We start from the raw sequence: 16017 nt of genomic DNA, 5'->3' as shown, positions 1-16017 counted from the left end.
GGCAGGTCGTTCATCCACAGGGACATGGGGTTCTCCGTTCGGGGGGTGAAAGGTTTCAGCTTCGGAAAAGACGCGCCGCCGCCCGCATCGCGCGAACGAGCGCCGCATCGGCGCTCCGTGCCGCCTTGACGGCGCTGACGCGCGCTTCCGGCAGCATCGGAAAAGTGACCACCGAGATTTCCCAGAGGTCGAGTTCGACGAGGCGGCGCGCGCCGCGCTTTCCGTCCTTCTCGGCGCGCACCACGTGGTAGCCGATCGACAGACCGTCGACCGCGCCGGCGCGCATCAGCGCCAGCACCTCGCGGGCGCGGGCGACATCGGGCAGCAAGCGCCCGCGCACGAAGAGGCCGCGCGCGTCCTCGCGGATGTCGGTCCAGACGCCGATCACCTCGCCGGCGTCGTGCTGGTAGAGGAGCTTGACGCCGCGGGCCCCGCGCCGCGTCAGCGAGCGCGCGAAGGCGCCGGGCATCACAATGTCGCGGCCGAGGTCCTCGGCGCCGAACAGCGACGCATAGCCCTCGAACGTCCCGTCGGGCCGGACGCTTTTCGCCTGGAACCGCGCCGCCTTGCGCTCCGCGCCTCTCCGTTCAGCCTCGCTCACGCTTGATCCTCCGTTGTCGGATGGTTTCGGGGTTTGCCGTTCAGGCAACAAAAAGGCGCCCGGCTTCAGGTGAAGCGGTGGCGCCTTCTCAATTTCGGTGTCATCCCGGCGAAAGCCGGCCGATTTTCGGAGCCGACATAACCAACGATGTCACCCCGGCGAAAGCCGGGGCCCATTGGCTCCCTCAGCAAGGGCGATTGCGCACGGCGTCAGTGCCGATGCGTAACATTCAAAGCTGCGGCAAGAGGCGCTGCGAGTGGGCCCCGGCTTTCGCCGGGGTGACACTTCTATTTTTGGCAACGCGGAAAATCGCTCACCGTCATTGCCCGCGCCTTGAAGCCCCTACCTCTCCAGCCTCGCCTCGATCCTTGCCAGCGCCTCGCTCGCGCCTCTCGCGCGCTCCTCAAGCCTCGCCGTGCGCTCGACCATTTCGTCGATGCGGGCGGCGCGCATTTCGAGCGTCGTCAGGCGTTCCGACGCCGACCCGGCCCAGACAAGCGCCGCGCAGCTTTGCAGCAGCAGCGTCAGGATCACCGCGATCGGCACGCGCCGGTCGAGATGCCAGTGTTTTTCGTCGCCGTTCATGTATGCTGCTCCCGTTCCCATCCCCGCCCGGAGACCAGACACAAGCATGACCCCCGAAGAATGGATGATCCTCGCCATGGGCATCGTGCTCGCCTGCGCGCCGATGCTTCTGATCTGGACCGAAAAGCGCACCCGCGCGCGTAGGTTAGCCGTGCCCGCGCTCGTCACGATCAAGGGCTACAGCGTCTCGCCCCATGCGGGCTTCGGCGCCGCCATCGGCGTGATGCTGCTCTACGTCTCCCATGCAATGCGCGGCACCGGCATCAGCTTCGTCTTCATGATTTTCGGCGTCGTCGCGCTGGTCGTCGTCCTCAATCACGTGCAGAAGACGAAGGCCGGCTGACGCGGCCATAGCCCACCGCCTCGCGTTTCTCCTCGTCTGACAGGAACCCCGCGCCGCCGACCCGCGCCCACAGCGCCTCGCGTTCGCTCGACAGCGCTTCGATCGCGTCGGCGTCGTACCAGAGGCGCAAGCGTTCGCCGCCCTCGTAATGCGGGGCGAGCCAGCGCGTCAGCGCCCGGGCCGTGCGGCCCAGGAGTGGCAGCACGCTCGCCCGCCAGAAGGCGCGGTTGGCCTCGCGGTAATTCGCATAGGTGTTGTCGCCCGGAATGCCGAGCAGCATCGGCGGCACGCCAAAGGCGAGCGCGATGTCGCGCGCCGCGGCGTTTTTCGCGCCGATGAAATCCATGTCCTTCGGCGAAAGCCCCATCGGCTTCCAGTCGAGCCCGCCTTCGAGCAGCAGCGGCCGCCCGGCATTCGCCTGGCCGGTATAATTGTCGGCGAGTTCGCGCTTCAGCCGTTCGAACTGGTCGTCGCTGAGGTTCGCGCCCGCCTCGCCGCCCTTGTAAACCAGCGCGCCGGAGGGCCGCGCCGCATTGTCGAGCAGCGCCTTGTTCCAGCCGCCGGCGGCATTGTGGATGTCGATGGCGGTCGCCGCCGCTTCCAGCGGGCTCATCCCGTAATGATCGTCGAGCGGGTGGAAAAGCCGCATATGCAGCACCGGACTTTCGCCGGACCCCGCGTCGCATCGGATCGTCGTCACCCGTCCGTTGACGGCGTATTCATAGGCGGCCGGCCATCCGCTCGCCCCCGGCACGACCTTCATCCGGTCGGGCCGCAGCACATAAAGCTCGCGCGGGCGCCCGTCCACCGATACCTGTTCGAGATAGGCATTCCCCGCCACCTGCAAAAAGCCGAACCAGCTTTCGAAGAGGTCGGGTCCGGCCTGGCCCGCGTTCGGGCGTTCCAGCAGCGTCAGCAGCGGATGTTCGGCGAGCTCGCGCGGCCCCTCGTAAAGCAGCCAGGGCACGCTCGCGGCGGCTTCCGCAATCGCCCGCACGCAGCGATAGGCGACCGCGTTGCGCTGAAAGCCTTCGTCCGCCAGCGCCGCATAATCGCGCGGCGTCCAGACCGGCCGCCCCAGCGTGTGAAAGGCGATGGCCGGCGCAACGCGGCTTTGCTTCACGTCGTGCTCGTCCGCGCGCGGACGCATCAGCCGCGCAAGTTTTTGCAGCAGGTCAGCCATGAATTCGCTCCTGATTTATCGCGGCGGATTTCAAAATTTCGGTGTCACCCCGGGATTTGCCTGTCCCGGCGCAGGCCGGGATCACCGGGGCCCATTGGCGTCTCGTTTCGCGGCGACGTGGATTAGGTCCCGGCAACAAGTGCCGGGATGACACTTTTATTTTTGGAGATGCAGAAATACATTCGCCACCCCCAATGCCGTCATGGCCCGCTTTATGCGGGCCATCCACGTCTTGCTTTCGGCGAGCGACGCAAGAACAGGTTGTGCACGCGAAGGCGCGAAGTTTTATTGGCGCTTCGCGCCGAAGGCGCAATTATTCCCAAACAGACATATCCTGGTGTCCTTCTCTTCTCCGCGACTCGGTGTCTCCGTGTGAGTCCCTTCTTCCTTCTCTTCTTCGCTCCTTCGCGCCTTCGCGTGCAAACCTCTTCCTCACAACCGTCTCACCTTCGGCTCGCCTGCCTCGCCCGACAGCATCAGTTCCGTCAGTGCCCAGACCAGCGCGTCGAGGCGGTCGGGGCTTTTCGCGCCGGGCGTCCAGTCGCACATCTGGTCTTCGAGTTTCGCGAACGCGCCGACATGATGCACCAGCCCGCGCTCGTAAAGCGCGGCCACGGGCTCCGCGCGCAGCCGCTTGCCCCGCGTCGCATGCACAAGCCGGATCGGCGCGTCGGGCATTTCCTGGCGCATCACCTGCGCGACCATCTCGCCGCCGTTGTTCGCTTCGGCGACGATGCGGTCGGCCTCATGGGCGCGGTAGCAGCCGGCGACGCGCTTGGCCCAGGCGAGCGGCGAGAGGCGGCCCATCGAGCGGTCGTCGACGACATAAGCCCGGCCGTCCGGCCCCAGCCCCGCGCAGACAATGCCGCATTCGTCGGCGCCGGCACCGCTCGAGGCCGGCGGATCGACCGCCACCACCACGCGCACGAAATCGCGCGCGTCGCGCAGGCGGGCCCGCTCGATCGTTTCGCGCGTCCACAGCGCGTCCGGGTTGTCCTCGATCAACTCGGCGTCGAGTTCCTGCCGCCCGAGCCGCGTGCCCTCGTAGCGCGCGATCACGCTGCGGAAAAATCCATCGGCGAGGTTGACGCGGTTCGCCGCCGTCGCCGCCCGCGTCACCGCCGTTCTTTCATCGGCGATCAGCCGCTTCACCAGCGGCACGGGCCTTGGCGTCGTCGTCATCACCTGCCGGGGGTGCTGCCCCAGCCTCAGCCCGAATTGCAGCATGTCCCAGGCCGCTTCGGCATGACGCCATTTCGCCAGCTCGTCGCCCCAGGCCGCGTCGAATTGCGGGCCCCGCAGGCTTTCCGGTTCGCCCGCCGAAAACACATAAGCCACCGCGCCGTTCGGCCAGAGCAATCGCTTGCGCGACACTTCGTAGCGCGGCCGCATGTCGGCCCGCGCCACCCCGCGCAATCCCGACGGCCCGTCGATCATCACCTCGCGCACATCGGCGAGCGTCTCGCCGACCAGCGCGATGCGGCCGGCGCGGCCGCTCTCGACCTCTTCCATCACCCATTCGGCGCCGGCGCGCGTTTTTCCGGCGCCGCGTCCGCCCAGCATCAGCCAGGTCGTCCAGCCGCCTTCCGGTGCAAGCTGGTCGGGCCGCGCCCAGAAGCGCCAGCAGGCCTCAAGCGTCCGCGCCTCGCGCCGCGTCAGCTTCTTCGTGAAGTCTGTCCTGATCGGCGGCGGCAAAGCAGCGAGCGAAGCGATCCCGAAGTCCGGCAAAGATCCGCTCGTCTTCGTCGCGCCGCTTTTTTCTGTCGCTGTCGGGGTCATTCTTTTTCGCCTGCCGCGCCGCCTGTTCGATTTCGTGAAGCTTGTCGATCGAGCGCACCAGCGAGGCGAGCCGCCGCGCCTGCCGCTCGCCTTCCGCGTCGTCGCGCGTCGTCCGCCGCTGTCCCTCGACATCGGCGATCTCGCGCGCGATCAGTTTCGTCAGTCGCGCCGCCAGCGCCTCGGCATCCTCGGGCAGGTCGCCGCCGGTTTTGGGCGGCGGCGCTTCCGCGGCCTCGGCGCGTTTCGGCCAGTTCTCATGCAGCGCGCGCGAGGCAATCTTTTGCGATGTGATGCCGTGTTCGAGCCCGATGGCCTTCAACTGTCGCGCGCCGATTTCATAGTCGGCGCGAATGCGGTCCCAATCGATGCCCGCATCGTCCGCCTTGCGCACACGCGGCTTCGCCACCTTGGTCAAGCGCGGCTTCGCCACCTTGGTCAAACGCGGCTTCGCCGCGGGCGGCGCCTTCGCCTTCCGCTTCGTCGTCATGTTCCGTCCGGGTACAATTCTGGAGATGGACTGTAAGTGGGTATCGAGCGCAACGCTGACAACTGGGGATATCTTTCGGGACGCGAAAAAATTGCGGGTGGAGGTCTGTGCGCCAACCAAACAACGGATGTCACCCCGGCGAAAGCCGGGGTCCATGTGACTCACGACTTGCCGCTGCCGCCCATGGTTCCCGGCTTTCGCCGGGATGACACTGGTGGGTGTCGTGGGACCGCGCCCAACGCCTTCTCACCAAATCCCCCCATCCCCGCCCCGACTCGGCTATGCTCCCCCCGCATCACCCCGGAGCCCTCATGCTGCGCCGCCTTGTCCTTTCGCTTCGCTACACCTTCCGCAGCCACGCGCCGCGCGCGCCGCAGCGGCAGGTCGGCGTCATTCCCTATGCGGTGATCGACGGCCAGGTCGCGGTGCTGCTTGTCACCTCGCGGCGCACCGGGCGCTGGATTTTTCCCAAGGGCGGGCTGATCGATGGGCTGACGCCGGCGGAGGCCGCGGCGCGCGAGGCCTTCGAGGAGGCTGGCGTCGAAGGCGAGATCGAAACCGTGCCGCTCGGCGCCTATCGCAGCTTCAAGCGGCGGGGCTTGCGCCCGCTTTCCATCGAGGTCGATCTCTACCCATTGCGCGTCGCGACACAGCACGAGGAATGGCCCGAGAAAAGGCAGCGCCGCCGCCACTGGGCGACCGTCACGGAAGCGCGCAAGCTGCTCTCCGAGCCGCAGCTTGCCGGCCTCGCGATGATGCTGCGCCAGCGCCTCTAGGCGTTTGGCGTCAGGCCACGAAGAATTTCAGCGCCACGTAAATTCCGGCGGCCAGCGCGCCCGCCGCCGGCACGGTGATGACCCAGGCGGCCGCGATGGTCAGCACATGGCGGCGGCGCACCAGTTTGCGCGTCTCGCGCTTCGACTGGCGGCGGATCGCCTCTTCCGGGGTCTTGTTCAGCGTGTCGGGGTCGCCGGCACGCACCTTTCTCGGTTTCACGCCGTCGGCGTTCAACCCGATATTGGCCAGGAACTCGCGCAGGAAGCCGACGCCGAAAACGCCGCCGATCGCAACATGCGTCGTCGACACCGGCAGGCCCATCGCGGAGGCGATCAGCACCGTGATCGCAGCGGCGAGCGCGACGCAGAAGGCGCGCACCGCGTCCATCTTGGTGATCTTCTCGCCCACGGTGCGGATGAGACGCGGGCCGAACAGCGCCAGCCCGAGCGCAATGCCCATCGCGCCGATCAAGAGCACCCAGAGCGGCAGCGCCACCTTGTCGGGCGCGGCCTGGCCGGATTCGGCGGCGGCAACAATCGCGGCGAGCGGGCCGACCGCATTCGCCACGTCGTTGGCGCCATGCGCGAACGACAAGAGTGCGGCGGCGAAGATCAGCGGCAGCGTGAAAAGCCGCGCCACATGCTTGCGGCGGTTTTCGATGGTCGTGGCACGGCGCGCGATCCAGGGGCGCGACAGCCACCAGCCGGCCGCGAAACCGGCGGCGCCCAATGCCCACACCGTTTCGGGCGCCGGCCGCCAGATGCGCGAGAAACCCTTCAGCGACAGATACATCGCGAAGGTGCCCGCCATCAGGCCGATCATCACCGGCACCCAGCGTTTGGCCGCCGTGATCCGGTCCTCGCGAAAGAGCACCGTCCATTTGACGAAGCCGAGAAGGCCGGCCGCGATGATGCCACCCATCAGCGGCGAGATCACCCAGCTCGCGGCAATCGCGCTCATCATCGACCAGTTGATCGCCGCCATGCCGGCCGCCGCGACGCCCGCGCCCAGCACGCCGCCGACAATCGAATGCGTCGTCGAAACGGGCGCGTTGAGGAATGTCGCCAGATGGATCCAGAGTGCGGCGGCGAGGAAGGACGCCATCATCAGCAACACGAAGTCGAGCACCGCAAGCGATTCCGAAGGCTGGACGATGTTGCGCGAGATCGTGTTGACGACATCGCCGCCCGCCAGGATCGCACCCGCCGCCTCGCAGATTGCGGCGATGATCAATGCGGCGCCGAGCGGCAGCGCGCGGCTGCCGACCGCCGGTCCCATATTGTTGGCGACATCGTTGGCGCCGATGTTCAGCGCCATGTAGCCGGCGATCACCCCGCCCGCGATCACGAAGATGCTGAGCGGTCCCACCGGCGCGAGGCCGGCCATGAACAAAAAGATGGCCAGCAGGAAAATGACGGCAAGACCCGGCGCCGCGATCGAACGCGAAAGCGCATAGGTCGCCTCTTCGAGACGGACGACCTTTTTGAGGTCCTTGTCGAGTGTGCTCTTCGCCAAAACCGCCCCCGAATCGTCCGCCGCCCCCAGGCGAACCGGCCGGGGAGAGCCTTTAGCATTTCGGGCGGGGCCCGGCTAGCATTTGTGACGGTTTTTTGACAGTTCGATGACAGTCGGGGGTCCGGGGGGCCCGCCGAGGCTCATTCGGGCGGCATCAGCGGCCAGTCGACGATCCGCAATTCGAGGTCCTCCATGTCGACCTCGTCCTCGTAGAGAAACCGTCCGTGAACGGACATTCCCGCGAGGCGCACCGTCTCGAATTCGCCCGAGACCAGCGGGTGCCACCACGGCAGGTCCTTGCCCTCCTTCAACAAACGGTAGGCGCAGGAAGGCGGCATCCAGTCGATGTCCTCGAGATTTTGCGGCGTCAGCGTCACGCAATCGGGCACCAGCGTCGAACGGTTCGGATAGTCCGAGCAGCGGCAGGTCTCCGCATCGAGCAGGCGGCAGGCGATGTCGGTGTATTCGAGTTGGCCGGTGTCCTCGTCCTGAAGCTTGGTCAGGCAGCACTTCGCGCAGCCGTCGCAAAGGCTTTCCCACTCCTCGCGGGTCATTTCGTCGAGGCGCTTCACGCGCCAGAAGGGTTCGCCGGTACCGGTCATTCCGGCACAGAACCTCGGCCCGCGCGCGCCGTCAAGCGGTTCCGGAAAATCACGGAATGCCTGCCATTGCTTCGCCGCGAAGGCGCCCCAATCCGCTCACAAAGTTAATTCAGTCTCGTTTCGGCGCAGTCCGGGGTGGCATGAGGCTCGCATGAAACCCCTGCCCGGTTGACGCCGGAAGTGTAGCTATCGAGGCAATTGACCCGTGTCGCAGGACGACGACGATCCCTATCCGATGCGCGCGCAGCAGCACCGCGCGCCATCGCACGACCTGCCGGAACCGCCCGATCCGGAGGATGAACGGTCGCGCGCCGCGCGCCGCTACCGTCCGGGTTTTCTTGCGACCCTTTCCTTCGTCCTCACCGCTTTCGTCGTCGGCGCCTTCCTCCTCGTTTCTCAGACGCTGCCCGACCTGCAACGCGCGATCGAAGCCGGGCCCGACGAAAGCCTGATGCTGACCGTGCTCGACGCGGAGGGCAACGAGATCGGCAGCCGCGGCAAGCGCACCACGCCCACGGTGCCGCTCGGCGAAATGCCGCCTTATCTCATCATGGCCGTCCTCGCGACCGAGGACCGCCGCTTCTACGAACATCGCGGTTTCGATCCGCGCGGCATCGCGCGCGCCATGTGGTCCAACCTCAAGGCGTTCGAATTCGTGGAAGGCGGTTCGACCATCACGCAACAGGTCGCCAAGAACCTCTATCTCGACAACAGCCGCACCGTTATGCGCAAGGCGCAGGAGGCGCTGATCACGCTCTGGCTCGAAAACAATCTGTCCAAGGACGAAATCCTGACGCTCTATCTCAATCGCATCTATATGGGCGCCGGAAACTACGGCATGGACGCGGCCGCCCGCTACTATTTCGGCAAGTCGGTGCGCGATGTGTCGCTGCCGGAGGCGGCCATCCTCGCCGGGCTGCCGAAGGCGCCGAGCCGCTTTTCGCCCAGCAACGATCTCGAACGGGCCCGCGCCCGCGCCGGCCAGGTTCTGGACCGGCTGGTTGCGTCCGGCACGCTCACCGCGCAGGAAGTCGCCGGTGCGCGCGCCAACCCGGCCGATGTCGTCGTTCGCGCCCAGGCCGAGGGGCAAGAATATTTCGTCGACTGGGTCGCAGGCCAGGTCGCCGCCGCGATGCCCGGCACGACCGGTCGCTATACCGTTCGCACAACGCTCGATCCGCGCCGCCAGAAGGCTGCCACCGCCGCCATCGAAAAGGCGCTCGCCGACAATGGCGAGGCACGCCGCCTGTCGCAAGGTGCGCTTGTCGCGCTCGGTGCCGACGGTGCCGTGCTCGCGATGGTCGGCGGCAGGTCCTATCTCGAAAGCCAGTTCAACCGCGCGTCGCAGGCGCTGCGCCAGCCCGGCTCCGCCTTCAAGCCGATCGTCTATCTCGCCGCGCTCGAGGCGGGCTACACGCCGGACAGTCCGGTTACGGACGAACCGGTGTCGATGGGCGGCTGGGTGCCCCGCAATGTCGCGGCGCGAGACTGGGGCACGGTCAGCCTCGCCACGGCGCTTGCGCATTCGGTCAACACCATTGCCGTGCAGGTCGGCGACAAGGTCGGCCTCGACAGGATCGGCGCCGTCGCGCGACGCCTCGGGCTCGAACGGCCGCTGCCGCGCAATCTTTCCGTCGTGCTGGGCAGTTCCGAGGTGACGCTGCTGGAATTGACGTCGGCCTATTCGGTCTTCGGCAATGAGGGCCGCCGCTCGCCCCCTTACGGCATTGTCGAAATCGTCGCCGAGAACGGCGACTCGGTCTTTTCGCACACGCCCGAATCCGTTCAGGCGACCAAGCCCGAACATGCCCACGACATGACTTACATGCTCTACAACGTGATGACCGAAGGCACCGGACGCGCCGCGCAGATCGGCGGCCGTCTTGCCGCCGGCAAGACCGGTACCAGCCAGGACAATCGCGACGCCTGGTTCATCGGCTACACAGGCAACGAGACGGCCGGCGTCTGGTTCGGCAACGACGACAATTCGCCGACCGACGGCGCGGCCGGCGGCAATGTCGCCGCGACCGCCTGGCAGTCTTATATGAGCGCCGCGCAAGCGGGCCAGCCGCCAGCGCCGCTGCCCGGCGCCGTGCGCTACCGCGACGCGACGATCCGGACAGCGACCGGCGCACCGTCGGGTTTCTTCGCCGAACTCAGCGATCTTTTCTCGGCGGCGCCGAAGCTCGAAGGCCGTTCGGCCAATTGGGGTCAGGGCTTCCGGCGCGGCGGCGAAACGCTGGGCGGTCCCGGCAAGCGCTGAGTTTGCGTCGCGCCGCGCGATGCGCCATACAGGCGCATAAGCCGCGACATACAGAGATTTTCAGATTGGCCCCGCCGCTTCTTGCCCTTCGCGACATTCGCGTCGCCTTCGCCGATCAGGTGTTGATCTCGGGTGCGAGCTTCGCGCTCGCAGCCGGCGACCGGCTGTGCCTTGTGGGGCGGAACGGTTCGGGCAAGTCGACTTTGCTGCGCATTGCGGCCGGACTTGCCGAGCCCGATGGCGGCGAGATTTTCCGCCAGCCCGGCACGCGCATCGCCTATCTCGAACAGGCGCCGGATTTCGGCGGCGCCGCGACCGTGCTCGATTATGCGACGGCAGGCGGCGCCGAAACACACAAGGCACAAGCCGCGCTCGACGAACTGAAACTTTCGCCGGGCGCCGACCCGGCAACGCTTTCGGGCGGCGAGGGACGCAAGGCGGCGCTCGCCCGCGTGCTTGCCGAGGAACCCGACATTCTGCTGCTCGACGAACCGACCAACCATCTCGACCTGCCGTCGATCGAATGGCTCGAGGAAACGCTGTCGCAGTTTCGCGGCGCCTTCATTCTCATCAGCCATGACCGGGCCTTCCTGCGCCGGCTGACGGCCGGTTGCTTGTGGCTCGACCGTGGTGCGATCCGCCGCCTCGACAAAGGCTTCTCGTCATTCGAGGCGTGGTCGGAACAAATTCTCGCCGAGGAGGAAACCGTCGCGCACAAGCTCGACCGGCTGATCGAACAGGAGACGCAGTGGTCGCGCGAAGGCATTTCGGCGCGGCGCACGCGCAACCAGGGACGGCTGCGGCGCCTGCATGCGATGCGCGCCGACCGCGCACGGCGCGTCGGCCAGACGGGCCGCGTCGAGCTGGTTGCGGAAAGCGGCTCGGCGTCGGGATCGCTTGTCGTCGAAGCGAAGGGCATATCGAAAGGCTGGCCGCAGCCGGACGGCAGCGTGCGCGTCGCCGTCGATAATTTTTCAACGCGCATCATGCGCGGCGACAAGGTCGGGCTGATCGGCCCCAATGGCGCGGGCAAGACGACGCTGCTGAAAATACTCACTGGCGCGCTGAAGCCCGACAGCGGCACGATACGCCTCGGCACCAACCTGACGCCCGTCTATGTCGACCAGACGCGCGCGCTGCTCGATCCCGAAGCGACGCTCTGGCAAACCTTGTGCGAAGGCGGCGGCGACCAGGTGATGGTGCGCGGTAAACCGCGCCATGTGGTTTCCTATCTCAAGGACTTCCTATTTCGAGAGTCGCAGGCGCGCCAGCCCGTCAAGGCGCTGTCGGGCGGCGAGCAATGCCGGTTGCTGCTGGCGCAGGCGCTGGCGAAACCGTCGAACCTGCTCGTGCTCGATGAGCCGACCAACGATCTCGACATGGAAACACTCGACCTGCTGCAGGAAATGCTGACCGACTATGACGGCACCGTTCTGCTGGTCAGCCACGATCGCGACTTTCTCGACCGCGTCGTCACCTCCGTCATTGCGCTCGACGGCGCGGGCAACGCCGCCGAGTATCCGGGCGGCTATTCGGACTACCTGACCCAGTCCCGGCACCAACGCAGCGAGGCATCGCGTCCGGGCCGTGCAGCGGTCACGTCCGTTCGGCCGGAGCGCGCGCGGCCGGCGGGCAAGCTCGGCTACAAGGAGCAGCGCGCCATCGAGGAACTTCAGGAGAAAATGCCGCGGCTTGCCGCGGAAATCGCCGCGCTCGAACAGAAGCTCGCGGATCCGGACCTTTATGCGCGCAGCCCCGACGATTTCCATAAGGCGACGGCACGCCACGATGCGCTCCGGGCGGAGCTTTCCGCGGCCGAGGAACGCTGGCTCGAACTCGAATTGAAGCGCGAGGCGCTTTCCGGCGCCTGAGAGTTAACCACCCCCGCATATTCCCTTTGACTGTTGCACCGGCACGGTTTTGGATGTTCGGCGTTGCGATTCGCGGGCGGGGGTGCGGCGAGGCGAAGCGTGGACCGGTTTCGGATCCAGAAGGATCCGGTGGGGGAATATTGAAGCTCTTCCTGAAGCTTCTTGCATCTTTTGTCGTCGCGCTCGTTCTGGGCGTCGGATCGGCGTTGCTGCTTCTGCGCGGCGGCCTCGGCAGCACGACCGCCGTCGGCCCGTGGATGACGAGCGACGTTATCGGTTCCGCCGATGCCGATCCCTACACGCGCGCCCGCGTCGCCGTCGGCGGATTGCTGGCGCTCAATCGCAGCGAGACAATCTATTTCACCGCCGCGACGGATAGCAACGGCGAGACGCTGCGCATGCAGTGCAGCTACAAGATCGTCGGCTCCGATCCGCCGGCACGCTGGTGGAGCATCACGGCCTATGCCGCCGACCATTATCTGATCCCCAACCCGCAAGACCGCTATTCCTTTGGCGGCAACACGGTGGCGCGCGAGGACGACGGCAGTTTCGTCATTTCGGCCGGTCCGTCGGAAAGCGGCGTCAATTGGATACCGACCGGCGAGGGCGACGGGACGTTCACGCTGACACTTCGACTTTACAATCCGGCCGAGGAAGCGGTTCGCGACCCGTCCAGGATCGCGCTGCCGCGCATCGCCAGGGAGGCGTGCTCACGATGAAGACATGGCCCATGTGGATCGCCGGCACGATCGTGCTTGCCGCCGTCTTTCATATCCTGACGATCTTCGCCCTGCCCTATGGCATCATGGACCGCGCCATGGCCGGCATCGCCGCACAGGCCGGTGGCGTCAACAAGCCGCTCTATCCCGAGCCCGCGACGGCTGCGGCGCGCGGCATCGTCCGTCCGAGCCCCGATCTCCTCTACACGGCCTGCGTCTACGATGTCGGCGCGCGGCCGCTGCGCATCACATCGCCGGTGCCGGACACCTACTGGTCGCTGTCGATGTTCGCCGCCAACACCGACAATTTCTTCGTCGTCAACGACCGGCAGGCCAATGCCGGTTCGATTGAAATCATCCTCGCGACCGACGACACCGCGAATGGCGGCAACGGCGCGCCGGTTGTGGTCGCGCCTTCGAGCCGCGGCATCATTCTCTTCCGGTCGCTGATCGCCTCCGACGAAGAGCGCGCCAGCATCGACGCCATGCGGCGGCAGTCCGGCTGCGAGCCGCTCTAAGCGGATTTCCTTCCTGCCGGTAGGGCCTTTCACGCAGTAGCCCCGCCGGTTTCCTGCTGATACCATCGCCTCCGTTGCCGCGCGGCCGCGCGATTCAGGGGGAGGCCTCCATGAACCGGAATCTGATTTTGGGCGCCGTCGCGGCGGCGGTGGCGGTTGCCGTCGTCATCGTCCTGGCGGTCGGCCCCGGCGGCGGCCGGGACGAGAGCGGCCTCACCCGCGTCAGCTTCGCCACCGACTGGAAGGCGCAGGCCGAGCATGGCGGCTTCTATCAGGCGCTTGCCAATGGCTACTACGCGGAAGCCGGGCTCGACGTCAAAATCGTGCAAGGCGGTCCGGGCATCAATGTGCCGCAACTGCTGGCCGCCCATTCGGTCGATTTCGGCATCGGCTCCAACAATTTCATTCCGCTCAACATCGTCGAGGCGGGCGCCGGCGCCAGGGCCGTGATGGCGACATTCCAGAAAGACCCCCAGGTCTTCATCACGCATCCGCGCGAGGATGTGAAATCGATCGCCGACATGAAGGGCATGCCGATCATGGTGTCGGACGCGACGGTGAGCGCGTTCTGGCAATGGCTGAAGGCGAAGTACGATTTCGAGGACAGCCAGATCCGCAAATACACCTTCAACCTCGCGCCGTTCCTGACAGATCCGGCCGCCATCCAGCAGGGCTATCTCTCCTCCGAGCCCTACATGATCCGCAAGGAAACCGGCATCGAGCCGCAAGTGTTCCTGCTGTCGGACTACGGCTATCCGGGTTATGCCGCGGTCGTTCTCGCCGCCGACCGGACGATCGCCGAGCAGCCGGAAGCGGTTCAGGCTTTCGTCGACGCAAGCATTCGCGGCTGGGTGAGCTATCTCTACGGCGATCCGGCGCCGGCGAACGCGCTTATCAAGCGCGACAATCCGGAGATGACCGATGACGTGATCGCCAACGCGATCTCGATGATGAAGAAATACGGCATCGTCGAATCCGGCGACACGGCAACGCTCGGCATCGGCGCGATGACCGATGCGCGTTGGCGGGAATTCCACCTGACGATGGTGACGGCCGGCGTCTATTCGGCGGGCCTCGATGTCCACAGCGCCTACACGCTGGAGTTCATCAATCAGGGCGCCGGTCTCGGCCTCAAGAAACAACTGACCGGCGAATAAGGGAGCGGCCGCGCAGCCCATGACCTCAGCCGACGCGCCACGGCCTCCGCTGCTCACGCTGACCGGCGTCGCCAAGACCTATGAGGGCGGCACGGTGGCGCTGTCGGGCGTCGATGCGGAAATTCGCCGTGGCGATTTCGTTTCGCTGGTCGGGCCGTCGGGCTGCGGCAAGAGCACGCTGCTCCGGATCGTCGCCGGGCTGATCGCGGCGAGCGCCGGTCAAGTCCGCTGGCATACCGCCGGCGGCGCGCGGCCTGCCGATGTCGGTTTCGTCTTTCAGGATGCGACGCTGATGCCCTGGGCATCGGTTCTCGACAATGTGCATCTGCCGTTGAAGCTTCGCGGTGTCGCGCTCGATAAAGCAAAGCCGCAATTGATGGATGCGCTGGCGCGCGTCGGCCTCGCCGATTTCGCGGAGGCTTTCCCGCGCGAGCTGTCCGGCGGCATGAAGATGCGCGTGTCGCTGGCGCGCGCGCTGGTGACCGATCCGCCGGTGCTGCTGATGGACGAGCCCTTCGCGGCGCTCGACGAATTCACGCGCGACAAACTCGATGACGACCTGCTCGACCTCTGGCGCAGCCAGCGCTGGACGGTGATTTTCGTCACGCACAGCATCTACGAGTCCGTCTATCTGTCGGAGCGGGTGCTGGTGATGGGTGCGCGGCCGGGGCGCGTTCTCGGCGAGGTCGCGATCGGCGCGCCGCATCCGCGCGATGCCGTCTTCCGCCGTTCGCACGACTATGCCGATCATTGCGCGGCGGTCAGCGCCGCGCTGCGCGAGGGGGTGCGCCCATGAACGGCGAGGACAGCGCCCTGTCGCGCTTCACGCGCATTGCCGTGCCGGCCGCCGCCGGTGTCGTCTTTCTGGGAATCTGGGAAGCATCGGTGCGGCTTGGCGACGTGCCGCTTTTCGTGCTGCCGCCGCCCAGCGCAATCGGGGCAAGCCTTGTCGCCAATTTCGGATCGCTGATGGGCTCGCTCTGGGTGACGCTGCGCGTCACGCTGATGGCCTTCGTGCTCGCGGCGGTGGGCGGCATCGGCCTTGCCATTCTCTTCTCGCAAAGCCGGCGGATCGAGATGGCGCTCTTTCCCTATGCGGTCGTGTTGCAGGTGACGCCCGTCGTCGCCATCGCACCGTTGATCCTGATCTGGGTCGGCTATGACCGCGTCGAACTTGCCGTGCTGATCCTCGCCTGGATGGTCGCCTTCTTTCCGATCCTCTCCAATACGACGCTGGGCTTGCGTTCCGCCGACCACAATCTGCGCGATCTCTTCCGGCTTTACGGCGCCAGCCGCTGGCAGGTGCTGAGCGAACTGCAACTGCCTTCGGCGCTTCCCTACATTCTGGCGGGCATGAAAATCTCCGGCGGGCTGGCGCTGATAGGCGCGGTCGTCGCCGAATTCGTCGCCGGTTCGGGCACCGGCGCGGGGCTTGCCTGGCGCATCGTCGAGGCCGGCTACCGGCTCGATATTCCGCGCATGTTCGCCGCCCTGTTCCTCCTGTCGGTGCTCGGCATCACGATTTTTTTCAGCCTGACCTGGGTCGAGCATCGCCTGCTCCGGCGCTGGCATGAGAGCGCGGTTCGCCGGGAATTCTGAGATACTTCCAGAAATTGG

Annotated in this window: 16 protein-coding genes; 9 read left to right on the top strand and 7 right to left on the bottom strand. The window is 66.5% G+C overall.

Annotated elements, in window-relative coordinates:
- Positions 1 to 55: 55 nt before the first annotated feature.
- Complete coding sequence (locus tag KF719_RS15050; protein WP_293509679.1) at positions 56 to 601, bottom strand: HK97 family phage prohead protease; 546 nt, start codon at positions 599 to 601, stop codon at positions 56 to 58.
- A gap of 342 nt (positions 602 to 943) precedes the next feature.
- The gene (locus KF719_RS15045) at positions 944 to 1186 is read right to left on the bottom strand and encodes a hypothetical protein (protein ID WP_293509677.1); all 243 of its coding nucleotides are present in this window, start codon (positions 1184 to 1186) and stop codon (positions 944 to 946) included.
- Between the two features lie 46 nt (positions 1187 to 1232).
- On the opposite strand from KF719_RS15045, the gene KF719_RS15040 reads away from it, so the two are divergent.
- Positions 1233 to 1529 (top strand): hypothetical protein, encoded by a 297-nt coding sequence (locus KF719_RS15040; protein WP_293509675.1) that lies wholly within the window; start codon positions 1233 to 1235, stop codon positions 1527 to 1529.
- On the opposite strand, the gene KF719_RS15035 is transcribed toward KF719_RS15040, so the two are convergent.
- The 3 genes from KF719_RS15035 to KF719_RS15025 all read right to left on the bottom strand — a co-directional run bounded on the left by KF719_RS15035 (position 1498) and on the right by KF719_RS15025 (position 4978).
- The gene (locus tag KF719_RS15035; RefSeq protein WP_293509673.1) at positions 1498 to 2712 is read right to left on the bottom strand and encodes a phage portal protein; all 1215 of its coding nucleotides are present in this window, start codon (positions 2710 to 2712) and stop codon (positions 1498 to 1500) included. The two genes, KF719_RS15040 and KF719_RS15035, sit on opposite strands and share 32 nt — an antisense overlap.
- A gap of 432 nt (positions 2713 to 3144) precedes the next feature.
- Positions 3145 to 4440: a terminase family protein gene (locus KF719_RS15030; protein WP_293509671.1), complete on the bottom strand. Its 1296-nt coding sequence runs from the start codon at positions 4438 to 4440 to the stop codon at positions 3145 to 3147.
- Positions 4343 to 4978: a hypothetical protein gene (locus KF719_RS15025; RefSeq protein WP_293509669.1), complete on the bottom strand. Its 636-nt coding sequence runs from the start codon at positions 4976 to 4978 to the stop codon at positions 4343 to 4345. Before KF719_RS15025 ends, KF719_RS15030 begins: the two co-directional genes overlap by 98 nt.
- A gap of 311 nt (positions 4979 to 5289) precedes the next feature.
- Between KF719_RS15025 and KF719_RS15020 the strand changes: the two genes are divergently transcribed.
- On the top strand, positions 5290 to 5754 hold the full coding sequence (locus KF719_RS15020) for an NUDIX hydrolase (RefSeq protein ID WP_293509667.1): 465 nt from the start codon (positions 5290 to 5292) through the stop codon (positions 5752 to 5754).
- A gap of 10 nt (positions 5755 to 5764) precedes the next feature.
- On the opposite strand, the gene KF719_RS15015 is transcribed toward KF719_RS15020, so the two are convergent.
- Both KF719_RS15015 and KF719_RS15010 read right to left on the bottom strand, forming a co-directional pair.
- Complete coding sequence (locus KF719_RS15015) at positions 5765 to 7270, bottom strand: inorganic phosphate transporter (protein ID WP_293509665.1); 1506 nt, start codon at positions 7268 to 7270, stop codon at positions 5765 to 5767.
- A gap of 140 nt (positions 7271 to 7410) precedes the next feature.
- Positions 7411 to 7872 (bottom strand): YcgN family cysteine cluster protein, encoded by a 462-nt coding sequence (locus tag KF719_RS15010; protein WP_293509663.1) that lies wholly within the window; start codon positions 7870 to 7872, stop codon positions 7411 to 7413.
- A 205-nt stretch (positions 7873 to 8077) separates the two neighbouring features.
- Here KF719_RS15010 and KF719_RS15005 point away from each other — a divergent pair, with 205 nt between their 5' ends.
- The 7 genes from KF719_RS15005 to KF719_RS14975 all read left to right on the top strand — a co-directional run bounded on the left by KF719_RS15005 (position 8078) and on the right by KF719_RS14975 (position 15999).
- On the top strand, positions 8078 to 10135 hold the full coding sequence (locus tag KF719_RS15005) for a PBP1A family penicillin-binding protein (RefSeq protein WP_293509661.1): 2058 nt from the start codon (positions 8078 to 8080) through the stop codon (positions 10133 to 10135).
- A 65-nt stretch (positions 10136 to 10200) separates the two neighbouring features.
- The gene (locus KF719_RS15000; RefSeq protein WP_293509659.1) at positions 10201 to 12006 is read left to right on the top strand and encodes an ATP-binding cassette domain-containing protein; all 1806 of its coding nucleotides are present in this window, start codon (positions 10201 to 10203) and stop codon (positions 12004 to 12006) included.
- 140 nt (positions 12007 to 12146) lie between these two features.
- On the top strand, positions 12147 to 12725 hold the full coding sequence (locus tag KF719_RS14995) for a DUF1214 domain-containing protein (RefSeq protein WP_293509657.1): 579 nt from the start codon (positions 12147 to 12149) through the stop codon (positions 12723 to 12725).
- Entirely contained in the window at positions 12722 to 13243 is a 522-nt protein-coding gene (locus KF719_RS14990) for a DUF1254 domain-containing protein (RefSeq protein ID WP_293509655.1), read from the top strand. Before KF719_RS14995 ends, KF719_RS14990 begins: the two co-directional genes overlap by 4 nt.
- Before the next feature lie 110 nt (positions 13244 to 13353).
- Positions 13354 to 14400, top strand: coding sequence for an ABC transporter substrate-binding protein (locus KF719_RS14985; RefSeq protein ID WP_293509653.1), 1047 nt, complete (start codon positions 13354 to 13356; stop codon positions 14398 to 14400).
- 19 nt (positions 14401 to 14419) lie between these two features.
- Complete coding sequence (locus KF719_RS14980) at positions 14420 to 15196, top strand: ABC transporter ATP-binding protein (protein ID WP_293509651.1); 777 nt, start codon at positions 14420 to 14422, stop codon at positions 15194 to 15196.
- Entirely contained in the window at positions 15193 to 15999 is an 807-nt protein-coding gene (locus KF719_RS14975) for an ABC transporter permease (protein WP_293509649.1), read from the top strand. The genes KF719_RS14980 and KF719_RS14975 overlap by 4 nt, the downstream gene beginning before the upstream one ends.
- Positions 16000 to 16017: the final 18 nt, after the last annotated feature.

The sequence above is a fragment of the Parvibaculum sp. genome (assembly GCF_019635935.1).
Lineage (GTDB): Bacteria > Pseudomonadota > Alphaproteobacteria > Parvibaculales > Parvibaculaceae > Parvibaculum.
Note: the sequence above shows the minus strand (reverse complement) of the source record. Positions and strands in the feature narration are given on the sequence as shown.